The organism is Geodermatophilus sp. SYSU D00691, from assembly GCF_054050275.1.
The window spans coordinates 81,053-105,847 of sequence record NZ_JBJGYZ010000008.1; the positions used below are offsets into that span (position 1 = coordinate 81,053).

A 24,795-nucleotide genomic window follows, 5' to 3' on the forward strand; every position below is an offset into this window, starting at 1 on the left:
AGCCGGTCCCGGGCGGCCCGGAGGCGTCAGGTACTCTCGATCCGTCGCGCGGGCAGCGCCCGCCGATCCCCCGTAGCTCAATTGGCAGAGCATGCGACTGTTAATCGCAGGGTTATTGGTTCGAGTCCAATCGGGGGAGCAAAGCTCCTGGTCAGCACCTCGTCGATCGTGAGATCCGGGGACCATTAATTGCGCTGTTTGCTGTTTCCCCCCAACTTTCGCGTCGTCTGACGTCGGCGGCGGCTCGCTACAGGGCCCGGCGGATGGCTGCCGCTGTACGCACGCTGGCGGTTCCACGGGCGAGGTGGACGTCCTGGGTGAGGCTGGGCCGGCTGTGGCCGAGGTGGTCGGCGATCTGGCGGGCGGACAGTCTGGCGTCGTCGAGTCGGGTGGCCACGGTCTTGCGGAAGGTGTGCGAGGTGACCCAGGGCAGGCCGGCCCGGTCCAAGGCTTGGCGGAGGTCGCCGCTGGTGTTGCTGGGGTCGCGCAGGTGACCGTTCGGGCTGGGGAAGAGCACAGGGGCGCCCTCCTGTGAGGGCAGGTCGGCGAGGCGGCGGCGGAGCAGGTCCAGGGTGCGTGCGGGCAGGGGGATGGTGCGTCGCCCGGCGCCGGTCTTGGGCACGTCCTGGATGATCAGTCCGTGACCGGGCTGCCGGATGACGGTGCCGGTGACGGTCAGCGTGCCGGCGTTGAGGTCGACGTCGGCCGGGCGCAGCGCACAGGCCTCGCCGATGCGCAGGCCCGTGCCCAGGAGGAAGTCGACGAGATCGGGCAGGTCCCGGCGGACCGCCGCGGCATCGGCGGCCAGACGGGCGCGCAGGAGGTCGACGTCCTCGCTGCTGAGCGCGCGGGGGCGTCGTTGGCTGCGGCCGGTGCGACGGGCCGGGGCGTCGCGCACCGGATTGGTGGGGAGCAGCCCGTGGCGGACGGCGAGCCCGAGGATGCCGGACAGCACGCTGCGGGTGGACTTGGCCGCGGCCGGGCCGTGCTGGGCGGCAACGGCGGTGAACAGGCGGTCGACGGTGGTAACGGTGAGCTCGCGCAGGAGCAGTTCGCCGAGGCCGGGCAGCACGTAGGACTGGACAGCGAACCGGTACAGCCGCTTGGTGCCGATCGCCAGGTCGCTGGCGTCGGTGTCGGCCAGCCATTGGGCGGCCATGGCGCTGAGCCGGCTGTCGGCCGGCAGGGGAGGGGCCGCGGTGTTGGCACGGTCACGGAGAGCTTCACGCAGCAGCCGCTCGGCCTGTGCTCGAGTCGGGCCGGCGCGCAGGACGTGACGGCGCCGACCGTCGGGATCGCGGAAGCTGGTCGACGCTTGCACGCGGTTCCTGCCGAGCCGCTCGAAACGAATCGTCCCGAAGGTCCCCACGGCCAGTGGCGGCCTGCCCATGGGGTCTCCTCGGCTGTCGGCCCTTCTGCAGCGGGCTCGGTCAGCGTGCGAGGCATCCGGATTCATGGCGAGCGCTCCGGCCAGTGCCTGTGGACGGGCCCGGGCCTGTGGACCCGGGCTTGACAGCCGCCGATGCTGCCGACCAGGGCTCCAGTCCTTCTCCAGCAGCGCATCGAGCGCCCTCGCGAGGACGAGAACTCCACCCGGGCCTGATTGCCGAGCAGGGACCAGCGTCAGCGGATGGCAACGACCCGCACACCAAGGTCATCGGCCCAGTTCAGCCACTGCCGGTCGGTGGTGTACGTCGCGCTGTCCAGGCTGCGTCCGAAAGCCAGGCACACCCGGTCGGCAAGGCTCAGGTCCGACCGGTGGCGGTAGAACGACGCCGCGAGCCGGGCGTCCAGGCGGCCGAAGGGCGTGACGGTGATCGCCAGTTCGTCCAGGACCTGGTCGATCTCCCCCGAAGCGATACCGATCCGGGCGGCCTTCTGCAGCACCTCGGAGTAGTTGACCGCGCTGATGGTCATGTCCTCAGCAGAGGCCACGCGGGCCACGACCTCCCAGCCGGGCTCGTGGTTGAGCAATGCCAACAGCGCGGAGGCGTCGAGGACGATCACTGGCCGGCAGACTCCTGGCCGTCGCTCGCCGCTGTCTCTCTTCGTCGGTCGGCGATCACCTGGTCACTCAGGCGCGCCCCGCCCGACGCCCTTTGAAACCGGTGCCACAGGCGCTCTAGCGCCGAACGGCGCCTCGGATCCCACCCCGCGAGGGGATCCTCGACCCTGCCGGTCTCGCCCATGGAGCAGACAGTAGTTCCTCGTACCTGCCGGAACCGTGTCTTTCCCCAGGTGGCATCAGACTCCGATGAGCAAGAGGTGTAATCCATCGCGATCTTGATCGCCGCCCTTGGCGATGAGAATGCGTTCGGGTCCGGCGACGTCGACACACAGTGGTGCGGGAGAGCCCGCAGAGGTGTATGGCGCGGGGTCCTCGGGTGCCCTTGATTGCGGCTGCGAGCGCGTGGGTCTGTCTCCAGGCAGAGGTCCCTCCGGACGACACCGAATCGGTGGCGAGCAGGGGAGGGAACGGCAGTGGAGGTGCTGTACGAGCGGGTCGCCGGGCTGGACATCGGTAAGGCGACGCTGGTGGCGTGCGGGCGCACGCCCGGGGCGCGGCGTGGGCGGCGGTCGGAGACGCGGACATTTCCGACGACCACTCGAGCGCTGCAGGTGATGCGGGACTGGCTGCTGGCCGAGGGCGTGACGATCGCGGCGATGGAGTCGACGTCGACCTACTGGAAGGCGCCGTTCTACTGCCTGGAGGAGGTCATGGACACCTTGCTGGTCAACGCCGCGCACATCAAGGCGGTGCGCCGGCCGAAGACCGATGTCCGGGACGCGGAGTGGATCGCCCAGCTGCTGGAGTGCGGATTGCTGCGGCCGTCGTTCGTGCCGCCGCCCGACATTCGGCGGCTGCGGATGCTGACCCGCTATCGGGTGCAGTTGATGGGCGACCGGACGCGGGAGGTCCCCCCCGGCTGGAGCTGATGCTGGAGGACGCGAGCATCAAGCTGTCGTCGGTGGCGGCCAGTCTGACCAGCGGTCTCGGCCCGGGCGATGCTGACCGCGCTGATCGCCGGCGAGCGTGATCCACGGGTGCTGGCCGAGCTGGCCAAGGGCAAGATGCGGATCAAGATCCCGCAGCTGGTCGAGGCGCTGACCGGCAACTTCAACGATCAGCATGCTCAGCTGGCCCGAACGATGCTGCACCGGGTGCAGCTCATCGAGGACGCCCTCGCCGAGCTCGACGCGGTCCTGGCCACCGCCTGCCAGCCCTGGGCGCACCAGCTGGAACTGCTGCAAACCATTCCCGGAGTGGGTCCCAAGGTGGCGCAGGTGATCCTGGCCGAGACTGGCGGGGACATGTCTCGCTTTCCGACCGCTGAGCATCTGGCCTCTTGGGCGGGGTTGGCGCCGGGAGTGCACGAGTCGGCTGGCAAGCGGCATCCGACGGCCGCCCCGCATGGCAACAAGTGGCTGACTGCGATGCTGGTCGAGGCGGCCGGCTCGGTGGGGCGGATGAAGGGCAGCAACTACCTGTCGGCCCAGTTCGCCCGGCTCACCAGCCGGCGGGGCATGAGCCGGGCGGCGGTCGCGGTCGCCCACTCGATGCTTGTCTCCGCCTACTTCATGCTGCTGCGCGACGAGCCCTACCGAGACCTCGGGCCGGACTGGTTGGCCAAGCGCCACGACGAGGCGCACACCCGCAGGCTGGTCGCCCAGCTTGAACGCCTCGGGCACACCGTGGTCCTCGATCCGGCCGCCCGACTTACTGGACAAGTACTGGAGGACGGGCTTCGCCCGCCCCGCGCTGGCGCGCGCCTGCAGCACCGGTATTCACGGGTCTGTGACGGCGGATGATCTTGAGGTCTTCAGGTCGTCGGCGCGGAGAGCGGGCGCCGCATCGGCAGCAGCTGATCATCTGCCGACGAGGCGTCTCTGAAGGCGGCCTCAGGACACACCCCTGGGGTGCGCTGCCTGTGCGCTGAGACCCACCGAACCTGTGAACCCGGCCCGATAACGTCCTCCCGGGTTTGCATCAAACACGGGGGGTTGCCATGCCGTTCTCAGCGAACGTGGTGCAGGTGCTGATCGCGTCCCCGGGGGACGTAGCCGCGGAGCGCCAGGCGCTGCGGGAAGCCATCTGGGCGTGGAACGACGAACACGCGGCCGCATACCGGGTGGTGCTCCTGCCCGTCGGCTGGGAGACGCACTCCCGGCCGGAGCTGGGCGATCACCCGCAGCACCTGATCGACCGGCAGGTTGCCGAGCAGGCGGACGTGCTGCTCGGCGTGTTCTGGACCCGGCTGGGCACGCCCACCCCGGACGCGGCCAGCGGCACCGTTCATGAGGTGGAGGGATTCCGCGCGGCCGGCAAACCGGTGCTGCTCTACTTCTCGGGCATGCCGGCGGTGCCCTCCAGCATGGACCTGGACCAGCTGCAGGCGGTGCGCGACTTCCGCAAGAAGGCGGAGAGCTGGGGACTGCTCGGCCGGTACGAAACCATCCCGTCCCTGGTCGACCAGGCTCGCCGGGCGCTGCTCGGACTCGTCCGCGACCGGTTCGGCTTGCAGACCCCGGAGGCGCCAGCCACCCCGGCCGCCGGTCAGCCACGGGTGGTGGCCAGCGCCGCGGAGGAACGCGAACAGTCTGGCGTCGACACCAAGGGGAAGTTCAGCTACAGGACGCGGCACTACCTGGTGCTCACGAACGACGGAGGGTCCACCGCGCGGGCCGTGACGGTGGCGTAGGTGGAAGGTCAGGAGGGGCCGCAGATCCACGGCGCGGAGCCGGTCGAGTATCTGGCCCGCGGTGGCAGCGTTCAGTTCCCGGTGTTCGCCGGCTTCAGCAACGCCAGCACTATGGGGACACTGCAGCTGACCTGGCAGGACGACGACGGAGGGACGTACGACGAGCGGCAGACCGTCCGGTTCTGATTGGCCCGCCGGCCGTCACCAGCACGCCGCCAGCCGGCGCAGGTGTCGGTCCAGCAGTCGACTTCGGCGGCCGCCGAAAGCCTCCAGCGACAGCGTGCGGTGCACCAGCCCCTCCGTGAGGAGGACACCCTCCCCGGTGGGCCCACCCGCCCGGTGCTCGTGCCGCGGCGCACTGAGCAGGACTTGCCTTGACTGCGGCGAGGCTGCGTTGCCGCTCTGGTTGCGCTTCGGGGCTGTGTGTGGGGTCCGTGCCGCTGGCGCGTGGTGCCGCCGCTGACGGGGACTGGCGCCCCGTCCGTCGCGGCCCGTCGCGGGTCGCCCTAAACGGCCCACCTAGGGACACCGACCGATCCGTCCGACGGTCCGTGCGAGCGCGCCTCGACGCTCCCAGCGAGCCGGCTCACGACACCGCCGACGATGCGGTCCACCCCGCGTCGAGGAACGCCAGCAACGCTCCCACGACGACCGAAGCGCCGGGCGGCCCCACGGACCTCGAAGCCACACCGCTTGAGGAGCGCCCCGGGACCCGGGTGCTAGGCCGAGCGGCGCGGCTACATGAGCGCCGCGATGAGGGCCACCAGTGGTGGTCCGCTCTGACCGATCATGCCGCGCCACAGCCGTCGATCTGAAACAAACAAGATGACACCGCACCCCGTCATGAACGCGCAGCCGTAGATCACCAGTGCACGACCTGCACTCTGCTGTCCGAGGTGATACGCGACGACCCCGGCCGCCGGACCAATTGCGAGGAAGAGGTTGTAGAAGCCCTGGTTGAAGGCCCACATTCGGACGCTTGCCGCCGGTTCCGGCCTTCCGAGAAGGAAGGTCTGCACACTCGGCCGTCCGAACAAGAAGCTTTCCAATACGAACGCTGTGACGCCGCACACAGCCGCGATGATCGCGAAGGTCTGCGCCACTGCGTTCACGGCGCCCAGTATGAGCGAGAGCGGGCCGGCCGCGGGGCGGGACTGGAACAACGGGGAATTGGTTCTCCCAGACGCGGCGAAGGTCCGGCGACGGCCGTAGGCCTAGTGCCCCAAAGGGACTGCGTCGATGACGTCGTTCAACGCCGCGTGCTCGCGCGCGGTGGCGACATGCGGCTCGCGACACGAGCGTCGTTCCGGCCGGGTGTCGGAGCGGATCGGCATCGGGCCCGGACAGCGGTGGCGGGCGGGCAACTCTGCTCCCTGTCCCTGAAGTCCTGGGTGTCCCCTGTCGGGGAGCGCCGTTCCGGGCCGAAAATGGTGCGCGGCCACCCGTCGACGTCGTGGTGGCTTGGTCGATCGTGGCCGGTCTGAAGTCGGGCGCCGGGAGCTGCGCTGTGGGCCGTTGCGTGTGCTTCGAGCACGAGGATCAGATTCGCCTTTCCCTGCAGCTCCCACGGGTGACCGCCCCACAACGAGACCGGGGAGGCGAAGGCGATGCGGATCGACACCGACGAGCCCGAGATCATCGAGCGGGTCGCCGCGCTGGATGTGGCCAAGGCCGAGGTGGTGTGCTGCGCCCGGGTGCCCGGCCCGGGCCGGCAGCGGATGCAGGAGGTTCGCACCGTCTCCACGATGACCGCCGCGCTGCTCGAGCTGGGTGACTGGCTCGCCGAGCTCGGCGTGACCCGGGTGGTGATGGAGGCGACCAGCGACTACTGGCGGGCGCCGTTCTACCTGCTCGAGAACCGGTTCGAGACCTGGCTGGTCAACGCGCACGACGTCAAGCACCTGCCGGGCCGGCCCAAGACCGACCGGCTGGATGCGGTGTGGCTGTGCAAGGTCGCCGAGCGGCAGATGCTGCGCCCGTCCTTCGTGCCCCCGCCGGCCATCCGGGCGCTGCGTGACTTGACCCGCTACCGGGTGGACCTGCTCGCGGTGCGCACCGCGGAGAAGCAGCGGGTGGACAAGCTGCTCGAGGACGCGCTGATCAAGCTCACGGCCGTGGTCAGCGATCCGTTCGGCGCGTCCGGACGGGCGATGATGGCCGCGCTCATCGCCGGCGAACGCGATCCGGCGGTGCTCGCCAACCTGGCCCGGGGCAGCCTGCGCTCCAAAACCGCCCGCCTGACCGAGGCCCTGACCGGCCGATTCACCGACCACCACGCCTTCCTGCTCGCCCAGATGCTGCACCGCGTCGATGAAGCCACCGCCGACATCACCGCCGTGCAGGCTCGCATCGACGAACAGATCGGTGAGCTGGCACCCGCGGTCGCCAAACTCGACGCGATCCCCGGCGTGGGACCGGTCGCCGCGCAGATGATCCTGGCCGAGATCGGCACCGACATGACCCGCTTCCCGACCCCAGCACACCTGGCCTCCTGGGCCCGCTTCGCACCCGGGGTCAACCAGTCCGCAGGCCGCCCTACCGGCAAGGCAGCCAGCGGCAAGGGCAACCGCTACCTGGCCCGCGTGCTCGGCGAGGCCGCCGTCAGCGCCGCCCGCACCGACACGTTCCTCGGTGAGCGATATCGGCGGATCGCCCGACGCCGCGGCAAGAAGCGGGCCATCGTCGCGATCGGCCGCTCGATCCTGGTCATCATCTGGGCGCTGCTCTCCGACACCGACGCCCAGTTCATCGACCTCGGCCCGGACTACTACGCCAAGCGCAACAACCCCGAGCGCAAGGCCCGGCATCACATCCGCGAGCTCCAGGCGCTCGGCTACTCAGTCACCCTCAACCCCGCAGCCTGACCGAGGTTCCGGGATTTTCGGATTAGCCGCCCTCAGAGACACTCACAGCGGCGCTGACGTGGTTGCAGTTCTGGTTGCAGTTGACGATGTTCGCGGTCGTACACCGCCGTCCGCCACAGTCCGTCCTCCTAGGTCAGGCGGCTTACGGAACGACAGTGAACGCCTGCGAACGCGATCATGACGGCCTGGCAGTGTGGGATCTGACCTAGCGCCGGGCCAGCGCCGCCAGGGTGGCCTCGATCCGCAGCCGGGTGTCGGCGGAGGTCCAGCCCGCGAGGACCGCCGCGTCGTCGCCGGCGTTCGACTCGATCGCTGCGATCGCGGGGCGGTGAAGCTGGTCCTTGGCCAGCCGATAGGCCTCCGACGGCCGGGCGGCCAGCTCACCGGCCAGCGCAACCGCCCGCGGGAGCAGCTCGTCGGACCCCCATTCTCGACTCGCTGACGAACCCGGCTCAGTCTGGCTGGCCAGCCAGTCGTCGTCGAAGACTCCGTGCGGCACCAGAAGCTGGTCGAGGTCGGCCGGCACCGGAGACCCCCGCGAGTCAGCCCAGAAGGACGAGCCGGTCTGTTTGCCGCCCTGACACCGCTGCGGCGGGCCTTCGGGTCGTCGTAGCCTGGCGCAGCCTGCCTGACCACGGCTCGTCCCCGGGGCCGTCCGGTCTACTCGGTTCCGATCGGGACGCCGATCGCCAATGTCGCCTACATGCCCTACGGCGCAACGCAGCCGGTGATGTGGCACCCTCGACCGATAACCACGGGGCTCTCCGTCACCGAACTCGGGAACCGAAAGGTTTCGTGAGGAACCGTCAGTGCTGCTCAGCGAGCAGCTAAGGGTGGCCTAATGGTGGTCAAACCCCCCAGAAGGCGGTCAAAGGCCGTTCCTGATCTCTCCGGACACGGCCCCTGAACTGCGGCTTCCCACTGTCGGGCAGACAGGATTGAACCTGCGACCCCCTGACCCCCAGCCGTAGGCGGCGGCTTCACGACCGTCCGCCGAAGTTCATTGGCGCAGGTCAACCGGCATACGGAACGGCGGCGAACGGTGCCGAACACGGCGCAATGGTGGTCAAAATGGTGGTCAGAAACGCCGCGGCAACCTGCCGCGTGGCCGGCCTCGCCCCTCACTTCGTCTGTGGCTGAGCGTGACGAACTCGCGGTGCCCACCCCAGTCGCCGCCCGGCGGCCCAGTCAGGCCACGTCCGTGACCTGGCCGACGGCAGGAGGGCCCGCCAGGTAGCAGTGAAGCCGTCCGGAAGTGAGACGACGTCACCGGAGTTGAGCCGGATCTTATCCGCCGGCTGGCGGCCAATGTCCATGGCGAGCCGGATCCGCGCCCGAAGACGTCGCCGGTCGTCCCGTGTCATCAGTGCCGCGGTCGTGGAGCCGCGACGTGATCCCACTATCCGTCAGTCATGGGCCGGCCCGATGGTGTTCCACCGGCCCCACGGCTTCTCCTGTTGAAGCAGAAGCGCCTCGAGGCTCTTTGGGTTCTCGACCGCCGGGCGAGGTAGGGGTTGGTCTGCGGTGTAGTCCCATACGACCCGTTCAACCACCACCATGCTGAAGCTGCGGTCCACGTCGATCAGCTCCTGCTTGACCTTCGCAGTGTCTTGGTCGTCGTCGACGACCTTGAGGTAGGAATGGAGGTCTGCGAGGTCGGCGAACCACAACTCCTCGGTGCCGGCGTAGGTCTGGACGCCGCCCATCTCGAAAAGGGTGCCCTTGAATGTCGCAGCGTCAAGGGGAAGTTGCGTGTTGAGCACGGCGCGCTTGACGAGGTCGGAAGCGGCGATTCGTCGCAGATTCTCTGCGTAGTCACCATTCCAGGACGCCGCGAAGGCCGTCTGATCCACGCCTTCCCGACGGGCGATGAAGTTGACAAGTTTCACGCCACCTCGACCTGTGAACGGGCGCGGTTGGTCGTGAATCACCTCGCCCTCGAGCAGTTCGATGACGAAGTTGTGGTCGGCGAAGTTGTGCGGCTGCATCCGCTGTGGGTAGTCATCACCATGGAACATTGCCAAGAGGTCTTCGAGGCTGTCCAACCAGTGGTCGGAGAAGGCGTACCACCCCATATCGTGACTTCCGTACTGGTATAACTCGTCGCTCACACCGTCGGGCGTTCGATGTTGTGCGTACCTTTTGAAACCGCGCATGACCGACGGCGTCGTGATCATGAGAGTGGGATGGATGACGCCCCACTCGAAGTCGAACAGTTCTCGGGTGCCCTCCGGCTTAGGGCGGAATGCGAGGATGAATTTCATTGCGGCTCCTCCTAAGCTAAGCTCTGGTCTGGTGCTAGGAGTATCCGGAGGGTGGCGGGACGACGTCCACGTCGATCCGGGTGCTTATCGTTTAGGACCGCTTAATCCCTCTCGTTCCGGGGAGGCCGGATGGACGCCAGCCCGACGGCGTTACGCGCCTTCGTGAAGGTCGCCGAGGAACTGCATTTCGGGCGCGCCGCACGAGCGCTCTACCTCACGACACCGGCGCTGAGCCAGCAGATCGCGCGGCTGGAGAAGGTGTTGAACGCTTCGCTGTTCGATCGCTCGTCCCGAGCCGTGGAGCTAACCGCGGCCGGCCGGGAGCTCCTTCCGTTGGCTCGTGAGGCGGTCAGCGCGCTGGACCGCATCGACAGCTGGAAGCGCCGCCGAGGCGCGCCGTCGCTGCGAATCGCATTCTCCGACTATGGGCCCCTCGAGTTGACGTTCAGCATCTTCGATGCCGTCAACGAGGGCATGCAAGGCGTCGAGCTGAGCTTCGTCTACACCCATCGGGACGAGATCATCGAGGTCCTGCGAGCCGGTGAGGTGGACGTCGCGTTCCTTTGGGGTCCCTTCAGCCACGAGGGGATCCGGACCCGAATCCTCACCGTCCAGCCCCGGGTTCTCATGCTCCCTGAGAGCTGCCCACTCGCCGCCAGTGACGAGCTCAAGGTGTCAGACCTCGCGCGGCTGCCGTTACTGGAACCCGACTCGTCGGACCCGGCCTACCTGGCTTGGGTCCTGCTCAGCCCCCGTCCCGACGGCAGCGCCGTGCGCAGAGGTCCGCGCGTACGTGACCTCCAAGAGGCGCTGGCGTTCGTCGCGGCAGGTGTCGGCGGGTACCTGGTGCCTCAGGACGTCGCCGCCTTCGTGCGCCATCCCCGCGTGACGTCGAAGCCGGTGATCGACGCTCCGGGCTGGCCTTTCTCGGTGAGTGCGGTGAAAGAGAACTCGTCAGAGATCGTCGAGCGATTCCTCGAGATCGTCGATAGAGTCGCGTATCCCTCGCGATAGAGGTGCGTCGTTCTTCGCGACCTACTGCCCGTTTCATGCGCGAGCGTCGGGCGATCTCCTCGTGAAGCATATCGCGACGATCCGCGCTGAGCTGTTACCTGGAACTGCAGCTAGCTCAGGAGGGTCTGGGATCACACGTCCACCGAATCCGGACGAGCAAGCATGGCGACGACGTTGATTCCCAGAATCGTGTTCTCACCATCTTCGATCAGCGACGACTGACTGTCGCGGTGCAACTTCTCGACGGGGTACTCCGACGTCAAGCCGTTCGCGCCGAAGAGCCGCATCGCTTCTTGAGACAACGCGAACGACGCTTCCGTCGCGTGCACCTTGGCGGTGATGCTGCCAATGGCACTTGGCCCGTACGGTCCGTAGTGATAGGCGACCGCACGGCGCACCAGAGCGCGAGACGCTTCAAGCCTGTTCCACATCTGGAAGATCCGCGCTCGCACAGATTGATGCCTGATCAGCGGCACACCGCCTTGCGAACGTTCATGGGTATAGGCGAAGGCATAGTCGAATGCTGCCCGCCCTACACCGACAAACGCGGTCGCGACGATCGTCTTGGCCAGGGCGAGATTGGTCGCAAGGTCTCGATGGGCGTCGACCCCTTCGGCGACAACGAACTCTGCTGGCACCCGCACCGAGTCGAAGTAGATGGCGCCCTGCGGCAGGCTCCGCTGACCGATCTTCGAGAGCGGAGGGCTCTTGCTCACGCCGGGCTCATCGAAGGGCACCATGAGACCGATGTAGTTGAGGCGACCGCCATCGTCGTAGAAGCCGTCACCGAAGTCACAGGCGGCCTGGAGGATCCCGCACGATGCTACCGGTGCGCCTGAGATCCACTGCGACGATTGACCCTGGACCACGTAGTCGGCACCTTCCCGCCGTACCGTGAGGTTGCCGACCGTGGGGCGCATGCCGGGATAGGTCTCCAACCCCAGGTGGTCGATCGCATCGCTGCCGCGATCGGGCTGAGTGCCAATGAAGCATCCCAGTCCATCCCCGACACGTTCGATAAGCTCCGCGCTGTTCAGCCTGAAAGCCGTGAACTTCGCGACGTCTCGCACGATTGACAGGGTGGCAAGGCCGGCGTCTCCCCAACCGAGTTCCTCCATCAGGACCGGCATCATCAATGCCTGCTCCTCCGGCGGGAGCTGGACGAGTGCAGCCAGGTCGGCGAGACCTGTGCGCTTGACCTCAGCCAGAAAGTCATGCAGTGGCGAACCTGGTCGCACAACGTCATCTGCAGACATCTTGTCCAGTTCTTCGGCTACCGGTCGCATGACTTCCCGCGCGAACGTGCGCGACTCGCTCTGAAGGTCAGCCACTTCGGTGGGAACCCGAGCGTCGAGGCCTGTCGGTCCCAGCTTTGGGTGTTGCGGAAGCGTCCCGATCATTCATTTCTCCAAGTACCGGTTGGCCGCACATGGGGCGGCCACATCCCGATCGCACGGATTCGACGATCCTGGGCTTGCGCCCAACCTGAGTCGTAAACCAAGTTCGAGGTCGGATCTCGGTAACCCAGACGCGAAGACCCGACCTGCTCCCCGACTGGCCGTCGAGTCATCGTCGACAACGAAATGGCGTTGCCGGTGGGCGGGCGAGACCGGCTCGCCCACCGACAAGATCAGCGGTTGATGACGACGTTCTCCTCGGTCATCAACACATCGACAGCGTCTCCGAGGTTGGGCTCGTCCTCACCCAGCTCTTTCATTGCCGCCTGCCCTTCTGGGGTCGACATCCCCACAGCCAGGTCCTCCTCCGAGTCCCAGTAGAGCTCAGCCACTCCGTCAACTCCAGCCTCGCTGGTCCAGCCACGCTCAGCCCGCAATTGCCCCACAGCTTCTGACTGGAAGCCGATCGACTGTACGTACTTCTTGATGCGCAGCGTCTCTGCGTGCTTCTGGACGAGCTGGGCGTGGGTGGTTCGCCAGTAGATGTCGAAGTCCGCTTGGCTCAAGTCGGCCCTTTTCTTGATGATGAGTACGAGCTTCACCATTGCTCAATTCCTTTCCTAGTGGTTTCCCCGATGTCTGGTACAGCGATCCGAGCGGATCCATCTGCAGTGTGTGCGTCAGCGAGAAGCCGGCGTCATCCTCGGTCCGAGGCGGTCGGTCAGGAAGTCTTCGATATTCCCCCCAGGAAGTCGAGGACGAGCTTGTTCCACTCGTCGGCGGACTCGACGTTAAGAACGTGACCACATTCGGGGAATTCGACCAGCCGGGCATCCGGGGTGCGCTCTGCAAGCTCCGTCGCGTAGCCTGGCTCGCGGAGCTGATCCTTTCCTCCAGCCGTATACAGCACCGGAACCGAGATCTGCTCGTACGGCGTGTCATCGGGCAGGCCGAATTCTGAGCGGGGAGGAGTCGCAGGTGCCTTGAACCGCGCCGATGCGCTCGTCTCCCAAGCCCCAGGCACGAGGGACTTCTCCCAGCGCAGCTTCACGAAATCGTCGTCCTCAGCGAACCTTGGGTCGGCATAGGCGACGCTGACGAGCTGCTGCATCTTCTCCATGGTCTGGTCATAGTCGAGCAGAACCTGTCGGGCATCGTTCGCCGGAATGAATCCGCCACCGGAAGCCACGAACACCGACCGGATAGGCCATTCCGGAGCTCCGAGCGCCGCGACCTTGAGCAGGAATGTGCCACCCATCGACAGGCCACCGAAATGCGCGTCGTTGATGCACATGACCCTGAGGAACTGGGTCATGTGGTCGATCATCCGGCCCGCTCCCGAGACGAAATCGCGGATCTTGTCGGTACCGCCGAAGCCGAGCCAGTCCGGCGCGACGACGCGATAACGCTCCGCCAGGGCGGGAATGTTCGGTTCCCAGCTCAGCCAGGCGTCCTCGCCGAAAGCTCCACCGTGCAACAGGACAATGGTCTCTTCGCCATCTCCGGCTTCAAGGTACTGGGTACGGATACCGTCGACGAGAACGTGGCGGGTGCGAATGCTAGGCAACGTGGCTGCTCCTTCTGTGTGATCCGCCATCGCCATGCGATAGCACTGAGGTACGGGAAAAGATGGGCATGCTCCCGCCACGCTGGGGTGCGGCACCGAGGCGACAGCGCTGTTTGATAAGAAGCACACCCAGGGGCGCGAAGCGGCGCGGCGCCGCGGGAGCCAATTCGCCGCCGAACGTCACTGATCTGTGCGCGGCCCAGTCGGGTGGGTCACCGAGCCGGCACCGGTCGGATGACTTGCAGTCGGCGCTTCGCGTCAGAGGTCATGTTCGCGGGCGTCCAATCCATCCCGTGATCGGCGTTGCAGACCACCGAGTCCACATCGGGAAGCTCAGCAACGGCCCGCTCAACGGCCTCTCTCATCGGAGCCGCGTTCCAACAGATCGGTGACGTGAGTCGAAGATCCACCACCACGTGGGCGCCGTTCCGCTCCACCCGACGGACCAACCCCATCTCGAGCAGACTGAGCGGTGCACCAGTCGCTGCGCTGCAAGGGTCGATCACTGTTCGTAGAGCCGCGGCGATGTCGTCATCGATAACAGGCACGTCCAGATCGGCTCCTCGCCATTGCACGGCTTCCTCACTCATTCGTGCCCGCCGATCGCGTGGTGGAGTAAGGCGGTGCGATACCGTCCTTCTTGGCCTTGCTGAACTCGTCGTCGGCAATTCGCTCCAGACGCTCGGCCACATCGATCCCCATGATCCGGGCGTAGTTTCCACTTAGGATCGCGGCCTTCATCTCGCGCGTGAACTGGGGCACGCCATATTGGTCCATGACGTCCTGGTCGAAGTGCAAGTTCCAGAACGCTTCAAGCGGCGGATGCGGGTGGTACGCCATGGCCCCCGTCCCCCAGACGATCTGCTGAGCGGCGTACGGGCCTCCCACTGACATCAGGCTGGCCATCGCATGCTGGAACATCTTGGGCTTGATCGCCGCCATTGCACAGGTGATCTCTAGGTTGACGAACACGTTGGGGAATCGAGCGATTTGCCAGGCCGTCTCCTCGAGAAAGGCGGAGCCGCCGTGCACAATTTCGAAAGTCAGGTTCGGAAAGGCCATTGCCGCGCGGTCGATGTCGTCAACGCGATAATGCTCCATGGCGTAAGGGCCCAGAGGGACGGCTTTGTGGATCGCGACTGTCTTGACGCCACGGTTCAGAGCATGCTCAAACACCGGAAAAGCGATCTCCGGGTCGTCCATCTTCCAGCCCAGAACCTCATCATCGCGCCAACTGTTCGGGTACAGCTTCAGGCCAGGAGGGTTACCCAAGAGCTCGAACTGCCGGTCGAATTCATCGATCGCCGCCTGACCCGCCATCGGGTCGACGCCGGCGTAGACAATAAAGCGATCGGGCCACCGGGTGATTGCTTCGCGGGTTTTCTCTACCGAGACCATGCCATCCTTGAAAGCGCCGACCGGAAGGGCGTGATGCACTGCAAGATCGGTGTTGCTCTCGAGGAATACCAGAGAGGCTGTCTCCTCGATGCTCCAATCGCGCATGTACTCATTGGCCGGCACTCGATAGCCGGGAATCTGAGCAGCGTAGGTTGCCGCGGTAACCAATTCCGCCGAAGGACGGCCCCACTTGTTGGCGAAGTTCGAGGGGTCGATGTTGTAGGCATGGACGACGGCATCAATGACGGGGACGTCTTCGATCATGTGATGCTCCAAGGCTTCGGGCTTGATGAGTCAGGCAATGCCGATTCTGGGCCCTTACGGGACTGTTGCCCACGTCCATTTAGGCGCTGATCGTTAACCGACTGTGAACGGCGTCACCATGCCGGGTCGAGAGACGCTGCACGACGATGCACATCCCGCTCGCCAGTTCCCCCAGGTAGAGCTGCCGGTGCGCTCGCGGCGCAGCATGGCCTGCCGCCCAAACGGCTGCCCGAGTACTACGCCCGCTTCGACCTCGGCCGGTTGGCCCGCAAGTTCATCTTCGCCACCGACTGGCCCGGCGTGCCCGGTACGGCGGCCAACGCGCGAGCGGTGGCCGGGCTCGGCATCCCCGACGACGTCGTCCCGCTGGTGCTCGGCGGCAACGCGCTGCACGTCTACGCCGGCCCGACCCGGCGGTCTGAGCCCGGCGACACGGCCTGGCTCGTGCACCCTTTGTGCACCCAATATGGCCGACAAGAGCCCACGGCAGTCGTCGCCGGTCAACGGTCGATCGAGCATTTGACCTGCTCAGCCGTCTACAGGCAGAGGCCGCCAACTGCACCAAGATCCAATCGCAGGGTTATTGGTTCGAGTCCAATCGGGGGAGCATCACTGCAGGTCAGAGACGCATAGGCTTCGCTTGTTAGCGTTCTCCCCCCAGTTTTCCCCCATCTTTGGCTCAGTCTCGCTCTCGGGTCGGGTAGGGCTGAACGTCGGCCGGGCCAGACTCGGAGCCGCTTCCGCAGGGAGCTGAGGCCGGGCGTTCGCCCCCGAACGCGACGCCGAAGGAAGCAGGTCGCTTCCCATGCCGCACCTCGCGCAGGCTGTGATGGCTACTCGCTCGGGACCCGCCCGGCCTCGATGAACGCGTCGAGCGCCGAGCGCTGCAGTCGGATGAACTTCCCGATCTTGACGTACGAAATCCGTCGCCCTGCCACAAGGCGACGGATGAACCGTTCCCTCTTTCCGAGGTACTCGCCGGCCTGTCCGACCGTGAGCAACTCGTCTCGCGGGGCGACGTGGCCGACCTGCTGGCTTCGATGCGCCCGCCTCCCGGCAGAACCGAGCCTCCACTGAACCCCGGGGCGGTTCACGTCTTGAGTGGTCGCCTCGCCCCTGGGTGGAAGCTGGAGCGGGCAGCGGAGTTGAAGGTCGGTCCAGCGCTTCAGCTCCTCCAGCGTCATAGGGGCCGCTGTGGCCTCTCGTGCGTGCTCGGCGTACAGCTCGTCCAGGACCCGGCCAACATCGGGAGGGCGAGCCTTAGAGGATCTGCGAGGACTTCGAGAGGACGGCAACGCCGCGGTCCCCCGCAGCCACGGGCCGCCGGCGCCCGATGCGGCAGAACGCTCCGCCGCCGCGCTAGGCCCCCCGGGTCGCCGGGTGGCAGCAGATCTGGAGCCACGGCTGACGGATGACCGCCGGGGCTCCCAGTCTGTGGTCAGAGGCGCGCTCTGCCAGAGGCATCTGGGGGTATTGGGCTGCCAGCTGAACGAGCTCTTCAGTGACCAATGGACCGCGCGCGCGAGCTCCTCGGTCGGTGGCAGCTGGTCTCCTGGACCGCCGTCGACGGTGTCGGCCGGGTCGAGCGCCCCTTCGGCGAGCGTCCGGACGGAATCCTGGTGTACCTGCCGGACGGCTGGATGGCGGCGCAGTTCGCCGGCACCGACCGGCCGGTGATGAGTCCGGTTCCGTTCGCCGCGTCGGAGGCCGAGCAGGCGCGGGCGTTCGCCACCTACCTCGCCTAAACCGGGCGGTGGGAGGTGCGCGGGGACACCGTTCTGCACACTCTCGAGCTGAGCCTCTTCCCGCCGATGGCGGGCAGCGTGCAGCAGCGGCGGTTCCACTTCGACGACGGCGACCTGTTCCTGCATCCTCCGCCGACCGACTTCGGCGGCCGGGTGCTCACCCATGAGCTGCGGTGGCGCCGCGCGGACTGAGGCGTGACGAGCCGTGGCCGCTGGGCCGGGACGTCGGCCTCTGGGCCACCGAAACCCGGCCGCCTACCCTGGCGGTTCTCCGTCGCAGGAGGTGCCGCAATGAGCGGTCGATCGGTGATCCGGACGATGCCGCGCGTCGCGATCGTGACCGGCGGGGCCTCCGGCATCGGCCGGGCGCTGGGCGCGGCTCTGGTCCGGCGCGGGGACGAGGTCGTGCTGGCCGACCTGGACGGTCCCGCCGCGACCGCGGCGGCCGACCGGCTGGCGGCCACCGGCCCGGGATCGGCGACGGCCGCCGCCGTCGACGTCCGGGATCCGGCAGCGGTCGCCGACCTGGTGAGCCAGACCGCGCGGCGGTACGGCCGGCTGGACCTGATGGTGAACAACGCCGGCATCGGGATGGGCGGCAACGTCGAGGAGCTCACCGTCGCGCACTGGCGGCGGGTCATCGACGTCAACCTGCTCGGTGTGGTCAACGGCGTCCAGGCTGCCTACCCGCTCATGGTGCGGCAGGGCCACGGGCACATCGTCAACACCGCCTCGGTCGGCGGGCTGCTGCCCATGCCGACCGGCGCGCCGTACGCCACGACCAAGTGGGCGGTCGTCGGCCTGTCGCTCAGCCTGCGCGCCGAGGCGTCGGACAAGGGCGTGCAGGTCAGCGTCGTCTGCCCCGGGGGCGTGGACACACCACTCCTCGACCAGCGCCCTCCGGCAGACCTGCCCCCGGTGCCGAGCGCCGAGGCCCGGGACGTCCGCGCGGAGATCACCCGCGCCAGCGGGGGGCGGCTGTTGTCCCCGGACGCGCTCGCGGAGGAGGTGCTGCGCGGTATCGACCGCAACCGGGCCCTCATCGTCGTCCCTCGGCAGGCCCGGGTCCTGTGGCGGCTGATGCGGCTGTCCCCGCCGTTGCTGACGCGGCTGTTTGCGACGATGGCCACCCGGACCGGCCGTGCCGGCGCCACCGGCACAGCGCCGCAGTCCCCACCCGCCGAGACGACGTCCTCCCCGGCCGGACTGCCGCACACCGGTGACCTGCAGAGCACCAGCTCGCCGTGAGGGGGGCCGGTCGCCGTCGGCCCTCTCCCACGACCCCCACGTAGTCACCGCGCTACCGCACTGACACGGGATCAACTCATCGCCACCGTTGTCCTTGCCATGGCGTCCATCGGCCATCGCACTCCGGTTGCGGCCGGCTTGGCCCGCACGGCGTGTGACGTCGTGGACGCCGTGGCGGAGGTTCTGGCACGGTGGCCCCGTCACGACGGGCCGTCCCGTGGTCCCCCCTGCGGGCGGATGCATGGGCGGGAGGGGCCATGCCGGGTGTCCGGGACCGTATGCGGGGCCAGGCCCCGCTCGCGGCGTTCATCAACGTCGTCCCGTCCGCCGTCGTCACGCAGGCTCTGGCGGCGGGCGGCGCCGACGTCGTCATGATCGACCAGGAACACGGCCCGATCGGGCCCGAGAACCTGCACGCGATGGTCGCCAGCACCGCTGGGACCCGGTGCTCCCCCTGGGTCCGGGTGCCCGGCTGCGACCAGGCCGCGGTGAAGACCGCCCTCGACGCCGGCGCCGAGGGGATCGTCTTCCCGCTCGTCACCACCGCGGAGTCGGCAGCCGAGTGCGTGGCCCTGACCCGGTACCCGCCCGAGGGACGGCGGGGATGGGGGCCGTTCGTGGCCCACTCGCGGTGGGGCGTGGACGTGTTCGAGTACCTCGGCCGACGCGGCGCCGAGACGGTCTGCACGCTGCTGATCGAGACGCGCAGCGCCGTCGACAACATCGAGGAGATCTGCCGTGTCGACGGCATCGACTGCCTGACCGTCGCCCCGTTCGACCTCTCCACCGAGATGGGCGTGTCGGGACAGCTCGATGCGCCAGAGCTGGTGGAGGCGATCACTCACGTGGAGCGCGTGGTCTCGGAGGCCGGCATCCCGCTCGGCGGCGCGGCCCTGACGCCGGAGCAGACGCAGGCGCTGCTCGGGAGGGGCTACCGCCTGCTCTGGCACGGCTTCGACGTGCTCGTGCTCGAGCAGTTCGTCCGCAGGACGGTGGAGTGGCGGGCCGTCTGACGGCGCCTTTGACCTGATCGCCCGCACCGGCCATCCCACTCAGAAGGAGCGACGAGCGAGCCTCGCAGGAGCCGCGATCGCCTGCCCCCCGGTCGGGACGACGTGGACCGGTCGGCGACCTCGCACTCCACACTCGCAGCCCGGGTCGTGACGACTCATCCAGTCCGGGACGGCGGCCGCCGTGCGATCCGGCTGTGGAGGTGGGGAAGTGGCCGGTGCCTTCTCAGGTCTCCGCGCCGTAGCCCCCGCTGAACAGCTCGCCCTGACCGTCGGCGAGCAGCGGCAGGGCGCAGCCGTCTTCGGCGCCGCCGACGTCGCGCGTGGGCACCGGAACCGGCTCCGGCGGGATGGCGATGCCGCCGGCGCGGTACATCGCGACCAGTGCCGGCATGCTTGCAGCGAACGTGCGCTTCACGCGCGCGAGGTGCTCGGTCGGTGGGGTGAACGACGGAGCCGGGCGCCGCCACAGCCGCTCGACGTAGGCGAAGTCGTTCCGGGTGACGCGCCGGCCGGCCAGCCGGAAGAAGACGATGAAGCGGCTGGCCCACAGCTGCCGCAGGGACCGCCGCGCGTTGCGTCGTACGTAGGCCGGGTACGCGCCGGGGAGCAGCGCTGCCGAGGAGAACCGGTGCGGTGCGCGGGCCAGCGCAGGATAGGCCAGCTGGCAGCATGCTGGCCCGCTGCCGTACGGCGCTCGCCTGAGTTCCGCGGACCGCGGCCGGCTGCCCTGGTCGATGGAGGCCGGACCGGGGGTACTCCCGCGGTATGCCCGGCTCTCCATCGTGCCCGGACGCCGGTGCCGACGAGCTGATCGGCCGCGACCCGCTCGCACTGCTGCTCGGGATGCTGACCAGCAGCTCCCGAGGTACTGCCCTTCCAGTTCACCGCACTGATCTCCTGCTGCGCCGGTGCGGACCGCCGAGCACTGAGCTGCCTGCGCTGCACCCTCGCTGGCCGGACCAGAAGGGCCTCGAAACCTCAAGCGATCGTGCTGGAGATCGGTCCGTCCGCGAAGCCTGACAAGATCGGAGGGCCCACTGTCATTGGCGCCAGCTTCTCAGCTGACGTCGTTGCGCGAGGCCCGTCACGCCCTTCCGGCAGCGACGTCGGGGTCGTGAGCCGAGCCGGACATCCTCTCGCCCCGCGCGGCGGGGTCCCGGGTCGCCCACGCGAGTGCCACCGCGGCAACGGCCAGGACGAGGGCGAACCGCTTCCCCGGGGAGTTCCACGGCGCCGCGCGCAGCACTGCCTCCGGCAGCGACATGTGCAGGACGAGCCCGGCGCTGAGGAGCAACGTCGCCGAGACCGTCCCCGGCACCCCCGCCCGGCGGCCGACTGCTCCCACCGCCAGCGCGAGGACGCCGAGCGCCGCCCACAGCCGCACCAGTCCCCAGCCCGGATGGGCCCCGCCCGCGGCGGCGAGGAGGACGACGCCGGTCAGCCCTGTGGCCGACACCGGCAGGGCCAGCGCCGCCCGGGCCAGCAGGCGCCGGCGGACCGTCACGGGGGTGGCCGTGGTCAAGGCCGCCGTGCCGTCGTCGGCGGCCCCACCGAGGCCGCAGGCGAGTACGAGCACGGCCAGGCCCGGGAGCAGGGTGTCGAACGGCGCCGGCAGGACGGCGAGCAGGGCCGTCACGGCCAGCGCGGCGCCGCCCGCTGCGACGAGGGTGCGCCACGCCAGCACCGGCCGGGTGGCGGCGAGCAGGGCCGGCCACGGCACGCCGGTGCTCACAGCGGGGCCAGCCAGCCCAGGTCACCCTCGTGGGTTCCGAGCTGCCCGGCGAGGCCCAGCACCACCAGGGACAGACCCACCGCCAGCACCCACCGTGTGCGGCGGTCCCGGCCGCTGCGCGCCAGCGCGAACCCGGCAAGGGTCAGCGTCACGCCGGCCACGTAGACCAGGTGCGTCCCGTAGAAGGCCAGGGATCGGTCCAGCCCGAGGAACCCGTCGACGAAGCCGCCCGGTGGCTCAGCGGCCTGGTGCGCCGACACCTGCGCCGCCGACGGGTCCATGCCGAGGTCCGTGGCGACCACCGAGGACCGGGTCACGGCGAACAGGCCGAAGGGGGCGTAGACCCACGCGTAGAACATGACGAAGAAGGTGGCCCAGCCGACGATGCCGAGCACGGCCCCGGTCGCCCGCGAACGCACCAGCCGGGCCACCGCGACCCCGGCGACGAAGGAGCACGCGACCGCCAGCGGGCCGCCCAGCAGCTCCACCGGTGCCGGGTCGAACGTGCTGGTCGAACGCCCGTCGCCCAGCACCGCGCCGCCTCTGGCCAGGACGGTCAGGTACTGGCCGGCGAGGACGGCCAGGGCCAGGACCGCGGGCACCACGGCGGCGGGGAGCAATCCCGCCGTCCGCTCCCACCCGCGGGCCGGGGTGCTGCCGAACAGCTCTGCGGTCGTGGCGGGCCGGTCCCGGAGGGCGGCCGCGTTCGCCGCGAGGAAGGCGGTGAAGGCGAGCGGCGCCACGGGGTACTCCCACAGGGCGTAGCCCTCGGGCATCGGCTTCGGCGCGGCGAACCCGCCGTCCGTACCGGCCCACCAGGCCAGGGCGACCGAGCCGGCGGCACCGGCCCAGAGCAGCGGGCTCCGGGCGGCGTAGCGGATCTCGGCGCCGGCCAGGGCGCCGAGGGTGTTCCGGCCGACGACGGCGGGTGGGGCCGAGACGGCGGCGGTCACGAGGCCACCTCCACGGACGCGGCCGTGCTGGTCAGCAGGAGGTATCCGTGCTCTGGCCCCGCCGGGACCACGTCGGCCCCCGGCGGTGGGGAGCCGACGTTGCGGAACCTGCCCTGCGCGGTGCGCCAGGAGACGGTGGCTCCCGGATCGGCGGCGTCGGCGTCCCAGACCCGGCCGTCAGCCAGCGCGGCGAGACCGGACGTCTCTCCCTCGTACAACACCCGGCCGGAATGGAGGACGACCACCCGCGGGCACAGTGCGGCGACGTCCTCGGTGAGGTGCGTGGACAGCACCACGCAGGTGCTGGCCGGCAGGCCGGCCAGCACCTCCCGGAACCGCAGCCGCTGTTCGGGGTCCAGGCCGGCCGTCGGCTCGTCGAGGACGAGCAGGTCCGGGCGGCCGAGCAGCGCCTGGGCCAGCCCGACGCGGCGGCGCATCCCGCCGGAGAGGGCGCGGATGCGCTGGTGGGCCTGGTCGCCGAGGCCCACGGCGTCCAGCACCCGCCGGACCTCCGCGTGCCGGGTGGCCCGGTCGGTCATCTCCTTGAGGACGGCGACGTAGTCGACGAACGCGAAGGCCGTGAAGCCGGCGTAGGCGCTGGAGTCCTGGGGTAGGTAGCCCAGCCGGCGGCGGATCGCCAGCCGCCCGGCCGGGTCGGCCGGGTCGTGCCCGAGGGCCGAGACGGTGCCGCGGTCCGGCGACAGCGCCGTCGCCACGATCCGCAGCAGCGTCGTCTTGCCGGCGCCGTTCGGGCCGAGCAGGCCGGTCACCCCGGGCGGCAGGTCCAGGGTCACGGGGTGCAACGCGGTAGTGCCGCGGAAGCGCTTGCCGACGCCCGCCAGCGCAACGGGTGGGGTCATCTCCTGCTCCAGTCCTCGAAGTCGGTGCGGCGGGTGACGGCGACGGCGAGGGCGACGGCGGCGACGCACAGCAGCGCCACCTGCCCCGGCGGGCGGAAGGCGAGGGACCGCTCGAGCGCCTCGGCGACCGGGAGCGGTGCGCGGACCGGGAGCAGCGCGGTCCAAGACGCGGCGAGCCAGAGCGCGGTGAGCACCGCGGCGACCCGGCGCGGGTCCCGGCGGGCGGAGAGGGCGAGGGTCAGGGCGCACAGCGCCAGCGCGGGTGCCAGCCACAGGCCGGCCGGCCGGCCCTCGACGGGCAGCGCCCAGGCGAGCAGTCCGGCGACGGGGAGGGTCGCGGCGGCCACCGCGGCGGTGCGCAGCAACAGCAGCCGGAACCGCGAGTAGGGCGTGGTCCCGGAGACCTCACCGGCGACGTCGTCGACCGCGGCGTAGGCGAGGGCGACGCCGGCCAGCGGCAGGAGCGGGGCGGTGACGACGAAGACCGCCGTGCCGGCGGCCCCGTCGCCGATGAAGGAGACCGTCAGCGCGAACGCCAGCAGGCCGGTCCCGGCCACCCACCAGGCCCGTCTCAGGGCAGGCGCCGCGGCCAGCAGGCGCACCAGGTGCAAGGGCAGGACACGGCCGAGCACGCGCTCGGCCACGGTCGCCGGCTCGCCGTCGATCGCGACGGTCAGGGCTGCCCAGCCCCGGTCGTGCCGCTGCAGGGCGGCGGCAGGGGCACCCGTCGCGAGGGCGATGCGGCACCCCGCGCACTGCAGCAGGTGCGTCTCGACCGACGCCGCGGTGGTCGCGTCGGTCAGGGACCCGTCCCGGTACCCGGCCGACGTCTCAGCGTCGACGTGCCAGCTCGCGGGCTCGCTCATGTGAGCGCCTCCTGCATCTGGATCCGGGCCCGGGCCATCCGGGTGCGGACGGTGCCTGCGGGCACTCCGAGCAGCCGGGCCGCCTCGCGGCTGGTGAGGCCATCCAGCACGACCGCGCGAACGACGGCGCGCAGCTCCGGGGAGAGGCCGTTGACGGCCACGGCGAGGTCACCGTGCTCGACGCGCAGGAGGACCTCGTCCTCGGCGGAGGGCGCGGGCGGGGGCATGAGCAGCCGCAGTGGCAACGGGCGGCGCGGCCGTATGGCGGCCAGCAGCCGGCGGATCCCGATGCCCCAGAGCCAGGCGGGCACGTCGCCCTCGCCGCGGTACCCCGTGGGCTTGCGCCACACGGCGAGAAACGTGTCCTGCAGGACCTCCTCGACCACGCCGTCGTCGCTGCACCGGCGGCCGAGGCGGGCGCGCAGCCACGGCCCGTGCCGGTCGTAGAGCTCGTGCAGCGCCGAGCGGTCCCGGTCTGCGACCGCTCGCAACAGGTCACCGTCCGAGCGCGGCTCCTGCCTCATGCTTCACCTGTAGCTCCGGGGGCCCCGAGGTGTTCGCTGCCGCCGAAGTGTGTAGGCGGAGGGTCGTCCGGACCAGGGTCTGCGGGCCTCGGGCGGCCAGGCCACCCAAGGCGCGCGCCAGGTCCCAGCCACCCTCGTCCAGGCCCGCGCCGTGCGCCTCGATCAGACGGCCGTAAACGCCTGAATGACCAACAGCGAGAGCGGTGGTTCGGCCGGTCCCCCCGCTACTACGCGGACCTGCGATGCCGCAGTTCCGGACCGGCCCTCGTTCGGCGTGGCCGCTGCTCAGGCGATACCCCGGCATCCGCGTGGGCGCTGCCGGGGAAGCCTCCGTGCGCCGCCCCGCTGCACCCCCGGCTGACGCAGGGGTTCTTCGCCGGCCGCCC

The 24,795-nt window shown here is 69.3% G+C and carries 25 protein-coding genes, 1 tRNA gene and 1 pseudogene; 10 read left to right on the top strand and 17 right to left on the bottom strand.

All coding sequences use genetic code 11. The features are described 5' to 3' along the window. Window positions 1-66: 66 nt before the first annotated feature. Window positions 67-139, top strand: a tRNA-Asn gene (locus ACI797_RS08165). 108 nt (window positions 140-247) lie between these two features. Here ACI797_RS08165 and ACI797_RS08170 read toward each other — a convergent pair. Both ACI797_RS08170 and ACI797_RS08175 read right to left on the bottom strand, forming a co-directional pair. Further along, window positions 248-1,456 (bottom strand): site-specific integrase, encoded by a 1,209-nt coding sequence (locus tag ACI797_RS08170; protein WP_456858121.1) that lies wholly within the window; start codon window positions 1,454-1,456, stop codon window positions 248-250. Window positions 1,457-1,623: 167 nt separating this feature from the next. Further along, window positions 1,624-2,007 (bottom strand): PIN domain-containing protein, encoded by a 384-nt coding sequence (locus ACI797_RS08175; protein ID WP_456858122.1) that lies wholly within the window; start codon window positions 2,005-2,007, stop codon window positions 1,624-1,626. 474 nt (window positions 2,008-2,481) lie between these two features. Here ACI797_RS08175 and ACI797_RS08180 point away from each other — a divergent pair, with 474 nt between their 5' ends. From ACI797_RS08180 to ACI797_RS08195, 4 genes are all read left to right on the top strand, one after another. Further along, complete coding sequence (locus tag ACI797_RS08180; RefSeq protein ID WP_456858123.1) at window positions 2,482-2,937, top strand: IS110 family transposase; 456 nt, start codon at window positions 2,482-2,484, stop codon at window positions 2,935-2,937. A gap of 69 nt (window positions 2,938-3,006) precedes the next feature. Continuing rightward, window positions 3,007-3,810, top strand: a complete 804-nt coding sequence (locus ACI797_RS08185) for a transposase (protein WP_456858124.1) — start codon at window positions 3,007-3,009, stop codon at window positions 3,808-3,810. 224 nt (window positions 3,811-4,034) lie between these two features. Next, complete coding sequence (locus tag ACI797_RS08190) at window positions 4,035-4,700, top strand: hypothetical protein (protein ID WP_456858125.1); 666 nt, start codon at window positions 4,035-4,037, stop codon at window positions 4,698-4,700. Continuing rightward, window positions 4,701-4,886 (top strand): hypothetical protein, encoded by a 186-nt coding sequence (locus ACI797_RS08195; protein WP_456858126.1) that lies wholly within the window; start codon window positions 4,701-4,703, stop codon window positions 4,884-4,886. A 551-nt stretch (window positions 4,887-5,437) separates the two neighbouring features. Here ACI797_RS08195 and ACI797_RS08200 read toward each other — a convergent pair. Next, the gene (locus tag ACI797_RS08200) at window positions 5,438-5,812 is read right to left on the bottom strand and encodes a DUF1304 domain-containing protein (protein ID WP_456858127.1); all 375 of its coding nucleotides are present in this window, start codon (window positions 5,810-5,812) and stop codon (window positions 5,438-5,440) included. A gap of 495 nt (window positions 5,813-6,307) precedes the next feature. Here ACI797_RS08200 and ACI797_RS08205 point away from each other — a divergent pair, with 495 nt between their 5' ends. Continuing rightward, entirely contained in the window at window positions 6,308-7,564 is a 1,257-nt protein-coding gene (locus ACI797_RS08205; protein ID WP_456858128.1) for an IS110 family RNA-guided transposase, read from the top strand. 205 nt (window positions 7,565-7,769) lie between these two features. Here the strand turns inward: ACI797_RS08205 and ACI797_RS08210 are convergent, their stop codons facing one another. Further along, window positions 7,770-8,090: a hypothetical protein gene (locus ACI797_RS08210; RefSeq protein ID WP_456858129.1), complete on the bottom strand. Its 321-nt coding sequence runs from the start codon at window positions 8,088-8,090 to the stop codon at window positions 7,770-7,772. Window positions 8,091-8,970: 880 nt separating this feature from the next. Continuing rightward, window positions 8,971-9,828: a hypothetical protein gene (locus tag ACI797_RS08215; protein ID WP_456858130.1), complete on the bottom strand. Its 858-nt coding sequence runs from the start codon at window positions 9,826-9,828 to the stop codon at window positions 8,971-8,973. 129 nt (window positions 9,829-9,957) lie between these two features. Here ACI797_RS08215 and ACI797_RS08220 point away from each other — a divergent pair, with 129 nt between their 5' ends. Beyond that, window positions 9,958-10,842 (top strand): LysR family transcriptional regulator, encoded by an 885-nt coding sequence (locus ACI797_RS08220; protein ID WP_456858131.1) that lies wholly within the window; start codon window positions 9,958-9,960, stop codon window positions 10,840-10,842. Between the two features lie 131 nt (window positions 10,843-10,973). On the opposite strand, the gene ACI797_RS08225 is transcribed toward ACI797_RS08220, so the two are convergent. The 6 genes from ACI797_RS08225 to ACI797_RS08250 form a co-directional block, all read right to left on the bottom strand. Continuing rightward, window positions 10,974-12,242 carry an acyl-CoA dehydrogenase family protein gene (locus ACI797_RS08225; RefSeq protein WP_456858132.1) on the bottom strand — a complete coding sequence of 423 codons (1,269 nt, stop codon included), beginning with the start codon at window positions 12,240-12,242 and terminating at the stop codon, window positions 10,974-10,976. A gap of 230 nt (window positions 12,243-12,472) precedes the next feature. Then, entirely contained in the window at window positions 12,473-12,844 is a 372-nt protein-coding gene (locus tag ACI797_RS08230; RefSeq protein WP_456858133.1) for an EthD domain-containing protein, read from the bottom strand. A gap of 116 nt (window positions 12,845-12,960) precedes the next feature. Beyond that, window positions 12,961-13,842: an alpha/beta fold hydrolase gene (locus ACI797_RS08235; RefSeq protein WP_456858134.1), complete on the bottom strand. Its 882-nt coding sequence runs from the start codon at window positions 13,840-13,842 to the stop codon at window positions 12,961-12,963. 176 nt (window positions 13,843-14,018) lie between these two features. Beyond that, window positions 14,019-14,498 (bottom strand): metal-sulfur cluster assembly factor, encoded by a 480-nt coding sequence (locus ACI797_RS08240; RefSeq protein WP_456858135.1) that lies wholly within the window; start codon window positions 14,496-14,498, stop codon window positions 14,019-14,021. Then, window positions 14,389-15,468, bottom strand: a complete 1,080-nt coding sequence (locus tag ACI797_RS08245; protein ID WP_456858136.1) for an amidohydrolase family protein — start codon at window positions 15,466-15,468, stop codon at window positions 14,389-14,391. Before ACI797_RS08245 ends, ACI797_RS08240 begins: the two co-directional genes overlap by 110 nt. Window positions 15,469-16,301: 833 nt before the next feature. Next, entirely contained in the window at window positions 16,302-16,652 is a 351-nt protein-coding gene (locus ACI797_RS08250; RefSeq protein ID WP_456858137.1) for a helix-turn-helix domain-containing protein, read from the bottom strand. Window positions 16,653-16,976: 324 nt separating this feature from the next. Between ACI797_RS08250 and ACI797_RS08255 the strand changes: the two are divergent. From ACI797_RS08255 to ACI797_RS08265, 3 genes and pseudogenes are all read left to right on the top strand, one after another. Further along, window positions 16,977-17,405, top strand: a pseudogene (locus tag ACI797_RS08255) (lipocalin-like domain-containing protein). Between the two features lie 99 nt (window positions 17,406-17,504). Further along, entirely contained in the window at window positions 17,505-18,461 is a 957-nt protein-coding gene (locus ACI797_RS08260) for an SDR family NAD(P)-dependent oxidoreductase (RefSeq protein ID WP_456858138.1), read from the top strand. 278 nt (window positions 18,462-18,739) lie between these two features. Beyond that, window positions 18,740-19,474, top strand: a complete 735-nt coding sequence (locus tag ACI797_RS08265) for an HpcH/HpaI aldolase family protein (RefSeq protein WP_456858139.1) — start codon at window positions 18,740-18,742, stop codon at window positions 19,472-19,474. Window positions 19,475-19,697: 223 nt separating this feature from the next. Here ACI797_RS08265 and ACI797_RS08270 read toward each other — a convergent pair whose 3' ends face one another. The 6 genes from ACI797_RS08270 to ACI797_RS08295 form a co-directional block, all read right to left on the bottom strand. Continuing rightward, on the bottom strand, window positions 19,698-20,255 hold the full coding sequence (locus tag ACI797_RS08270) for a hypothetical protein (protein WP_456858140.1): 558 nt from the start codon (window positions 20,253-20,255) through the stop codon (window positions 19,698-19,700). Between the two features lie 303 nt (window positions 20,256-20,558). Next, window positions 20,559-21,194 (bottom strand): hypothetical protein, encoded by a 636-nt coding sequence (locus ACI797_RS08275; protein WP_456858141.1) that lies wholly within the window; start codon window positions 21,192-21,194, stop codon window positions 20,559-20,561. 8 nt (window positions 21,195-21,202) lie between these two features. After that, window positions 21,203-22,159, bottom strand: a complete 957-nt coding sequence (locus tag ACI797_RS08280; protein ID WP_456858142.1) for a hypothetical protein — start codon at window positions 22,157-22,159, stop codon at window positions 21,203-21,205. Beyond that, entirely contained in the window at window positions 22,156-23,019 is an 864-nt protein-coding gene (locus ACI797_RS08285) for an ABC transporter ATP-binding protein (RefSeq protein ID WP_456858143.1), read from the bottom strand. Before ACI797_RS08285 ends, ACI797_RS08280 begins: the two co-directional genes overlap by 4 nt. Further along, window positions 23,016-23,885 carry a hypothetical protein gene (locus ACI797_RS08290; protein WP_456858144.1) on the bottom strand — a complete coding sequence of 290 codons (870 nt, stop codon included), beginning with the start codon at window positions 23,883-23,885 and terminating at the stop codon, window positions 23,016-23,018. Before ACI797_RS08290 ends, ACI797_RS08285 begins: the two co-directional genes overlap by 4 nt. Next, window positions 23,882-24,376 (bottom strand): RNA polymerase sigma factor, encoded by a 495-nt coding sequence (locus tag ACI797_RS08295; protein ID WP_456858145.1) that lies wholly within the window; start codon window positions 24,374-24,376, stop codon window positions 23,882-23,884. The genes ACI797_RS08290 and ACI797_RS08295 overlap by 4 nt, the downstream gene beginning before the upstream one ends. Between the last annotated feature and the right edge of the window lie 419 nt (window positions 24,377-24,795).